Raw genomic sequence first — 3,590 nt, forward strand, 5'->3', positions numbered from 1 at the left:
GGCTTTCCTCCGGGCGCTTCCCTTCGGTCTTGCGTCTCCGACTCTATCAGACTCTTTCGCGTCCGATTTCCTCGGTGCCTTTCAGGTTTCCGCTTTCGCGTTTCCCTTTCCGGCGAGTCCGACTTTATCAGAAGCATTTCGGCCGAGCGAATCGGCTTCGTGATCCGGATAAGGAGTCGGGGGGCTCTGCGGAAATTCAATTTCCGGTGAGAGCGAGAGAGATACTAACGGCCGCTCACGGACCTGTCCAGTCCGGGGCAACCGTTTGAATCTACCTCCCCACGCCATCCGTGTCAACGGTTTTGTGGGCGAGGAGGAGACTAGCAGGTCAGAAGGGTCGTACGCACATCAGGCAGCGGCCGGTAGCTCGGCGCTTCGGTCCGCCGCTTCCACGTCGCCGGTTTCGCCCGCTCGGGCGGCTCGGCCGCCCAGGACGTACACGTAGACAAGGAATGCCAGCTCAGCAGCGATTCCGATGGCGATACGGGCCCAGGTCGGCAGGCCGGAAGGGGTCACGAAGCCCTCGATCACACCCGATACGAACAGGACGAGCGCCAGGCCGATGGCCATGCCGAGTGCTGCGCGGCCCTGTTGAGCCAAGGCTGTGCGGCGGGATAGCGGGCCCGGGTCGATGACCGTCCAGCCGAGGCGTAGGCCGGTGCCGGCGGCGACGAAGACGGCCGTGAGCTCGAGCAGGCCGTGCGGGAGGATCAGGCCGAGGAAGACGTCGAGGCGGCCCGCCGAGGACATCAGGCCGATGCCGACGCCCAGGTTGAGCACGTTGAGGAAGAGGATCCAGATCACCGGGAGGCACAGGAACGCGCCCAGGGTCAGGCACATGGCGGCCGCCTGGGCGTTGTTCGTCCAGACCTGGGCCGCGAAGGACGCTGCCGGGTGGCTGGAGTAGTACGTCTCGTACTCCCCTCCCGGGCGGGTGAGCTGGCGGAGCTCGTCCGGGGCCGCGATCGCCGACTGGACTTCGGGGTGGGCGCCGATCCACCAGCCGATGATCGCGGCGAGGAGGGTGGACAGGACCGCCGTCGGTATCCACCAGTGCCGCGAGCGGTAGACGGCGGCCGGGAAGCCCGCGGTGAGGAACCGGACGGCGTCACGCCAGGAGGCGCGGCGGGTTCCGGTGACCGTGGAGCGCGCGCGGGCCACGAGCTGGGTGAGGCGGCCGGTCAGCATCGGGTCGGGGGTGCTCGATTGGATGAGCGAGAGGTGTGTGGCCGTGCGCTGGTAGAGGGCGACGAGTTCGTCGGCCTCGGCGCCGGTGAGGTGGCGTCCCCTGCGCAGCAGGTAGTCCAGGCGGTCCCACTCGGCGCGGTGGGCGGTCACGAAGACGTCGAGGTCCATAGTCGGCTGCTGCTCCAGGCACTGGGTGCGTACGGTCCGTACTACTGCGGCGCGCTGCGGATCAGCTTGGCAGACTGAGGAAACGCGGGGCAGGGAAGGTCCATATGAGGGGGCAGCAGCGGTGAGTGCGCTTGTGACCGGGGACGCGGTCGTTTTGGGCTTGCAGACGGCGAGGCTGCCGAGTCGGGCGCTCGCCCTCGTGATCGATCTTGCGGTGGTCTGGGCTGCGTATCTCCTGATGTCGATCGGGCTCGGGCTGGCGACCGCGGCGCTGGACGAGGCGGCTGTCATGGCCGTGTCGATCGCGACCTTCCTGCTGGTCCTGGTGGGGGCGCCTATAGCGGTGGAGACGCTCAGCCATGGGCGTTCGCTGGGGAAGCTCGCGTGCGGGCTGCGGGTGGTGCGGGACGACGGGGGGCCGATCCGATTCCGGCACGCGTTGGTGCGGGGCGCTATGGGCGTCGTGGAGATCCTGATGTCGTTCGGGGTAATCGCCTGCATCGCTTCGCTGGTGTCGGCGCGGGGGCGGCGGATCGGCGATGTCTTCGCGGGGACGCTGGTGGTGCGGGAGCGGGTGCCGTCGGGGCGGGCGATGGCGATGCCGCCTCCGCCGCCGTGGCTGGTGGGGCGGTTCGCCGAGCTGGACCTGTCGGGGGTGCCGGATGATCTGTGGCTTGCGATACGTCAGTACCTGACCCGCATGAATCAGCTGGACCCGGCGGTGGGCTGGGAGATGGCGGGGCGGCTGGCCGGGGATCTGGCGAGGTGCACGGGTACGCCCGCGCCGGCGGAGGTGCCGCCGGCCGCGTACTTGGCCGCGGTGGTGAACGAGCGGCAGGCGCGTGACGCACGGCGGGCCTTCGCCGCGGGGGCCGGAGCGGGTGGGCGCGGGGGGCCCGGTGGGGTCGGCCCTGTTCCGTCCGTGCCCGCCTCCCCCGGTTCGCCCGTGCCCGCCTCTCCCGCTGTGCCCGTGCTCGCCTCTCCCGCTGTGCCTGTTCTTCCCGTCGTACCTCCGCCGGTTGTGGACGGCAGGACGCCTCCGGCTCCGGCTCCGGCTCCGTCGACCGGGTTCGCGCCGCCCGCGTAGGAGCACGGGGGGCTCTACGGGCTGGGCGTCTCGGCGACTCGGCGGGCCTCAGGTCAGGGGAAGACCGAGGGCGGGGTCTCGAGGTCTTCGAGTTCGATGCCGGGGGCTGACAGAACCACGTCGCCGGCGATGTGAACGGTGTGCTGCTCGCCCGTGTCCAGGGCGCTGACCTGGTATTCGTCCACCATCAGCAGGCCATTGTCAGTGGCGTGCGCTTCACTCTTCAGCAGGGCCCAGGACTGGTCGACGGTGCGGGGGGCCAGGACCGGGTCGGTGAAGGCGACGAGGCGGACACGCGTCGAGGGGGAACCGGGGGTGAGGCGCAGGAGACGTGCGGTGGCGATAAGGAACGCGGGGGATGTGCCGGTGAAGGCGTGGGCGCGGACGTTGCCTTCGGTGGCATGGGAGCCGGTGGGGTCGGTGCGGACCCAGGTGACGCCGTCGAGGGCGGCGCCTCGGACCTGCCAGCTCGCGGCGTGGAGTTCGAGGCGGATGGGGCGGCCGAGCTCGTCGAGGGCGAGGTCGACGGAGCCGGCGTGATCGCCGGAGGGGGTGGTGGTCTGGGAGACGTATCGCCAGCCGGATGGGCCGGGGGCGCAGTGGAAGTGTTCTTCGCCGAGGGGGGTGTGATCGTGCAGATCATGGAGCGAATAGCGGCCGCGGGGCATGGGCGCGTGGGTGTCCTTGTGCGATGAGGCTCGTGGTGCGTGGAGGTCTTGGCGCCGAGGTCACTCGGTGTGGGCGCGGTAGGGCCTTGGGGCCGGATGGCCTCAGTGCTGTGAGGCCATAGTGCCGTGAGGCGCCTTCCGGGCGAGCCGTTCGTGGCCGGAACGGCTTCGTGCCGGAGCGGGCGCTTTGCCGGAGCGGGTGCCGTGCCGCAGCGGTGCCGTGCCGGAATGGCACCGCTTGAAGCCGGGATCTCCAGGCCGGGATCTCTAGGCCGGTACGAGGCAGGCCCCCGACACGGGGGTGCGGGGGCCTGCTTGGTACTGCGGTGCTGACGTACTGCCGGCGCCTACCTGCCGGGGTGTGTCCTCAGCAGGTAGGCAGCGGGCGGCTCAGTAGCGGTAGTGGTCGGGCTTGTACGGGCCCTCGACCTCGACGCCGATGTACGCCGCCTGCTCCGGACGGAGCGTCGTCAGCCGCA

4 protein-coding genes are annotated in these 3,590 nt (G+C 70.1%); 1 reads left to right on the top strand and 3 read right to left on the bottom strand.

Going from position 1 to position 3,590, the window contains the following annotated elements; genetic code table 11:
* Positions 1-348 precede the first annotated feature (348 nt).
* Positions 349-1,356 (bottom strand): stage II sporulation protein M, encoded by a 1,008-nt coding sequence (locus AB0M39_RS41600; protein ID WP_365374293.1) that lies wholly within the window; start codon positions 1,354-1,356, stop codon positions 349-351.
* Positions 1,357-1,477: 121 nt separating this feature from the next.
* On the opposite strand from AB0M39_RS41600, the gene AB0M39_RS41605 reads away from it, so the two are divergent.
* Positions 1,478-2,443: an RDD family protein gene (locus tag AB0M39_RS41605; protein WP_365374295.1), complete on the top strand. Its 966-nt coding sequence runs from the start codon at positions 1,478-1,480 to the stop codon at positions 2,441-2,443.
* Positions 2,444-2,496: 53 nt separating this feature from the next.
* On the opposite strand, the gene AB0M39_RS41610 is transcribed toward AB0M39_RS41605, so the two are convergent.
* A complete protein-coding gene (locus tag AB0M39_RS41610) occupies positions 2,497-3,111 on the bottom strand; it encodes a hypothetical protein (protein ID WP_365374297.1) in 615 nt (204 codons plus the stop codon).
* Between the two features lie 390 nt (positions 3,112-3,501).
* The coding region (locus AB0M39_RS41615) for an adenosylhomocysteinase (RefSeq protein ID WP_365370172.1) at positions 3,502-3,590 on the bottom strand (89 nt) is incomplete at its 5' end.

It is taken from the genome of Streptomyces sp. NPDC051907, from assembly GCF_040681075.1.
Taxonomy (GTDB): Bacteria; Actinomycetota; Actinomycetes; order Streptomycetales; family Streptomycetaceae; genus Streptomyces.

Excerpts from the sequence above, each read along its gene's own strand:
- AB0M39_RS41600 (WP_365374293.1), bottom strand. The coding sequence starts at position 1,356 with ATGGACCTCGACGTCTTCGTGACCGCCCACCGCGCCGAGTGGGACCGC.
- AB0M39_RS41610 (WP_365374297.1), bottom strand. The coding sequence starts at position 3,111 with ATGCCCCGCGGCCGCTATTCGCTCCATGATCTGCACGATCACACCCCC.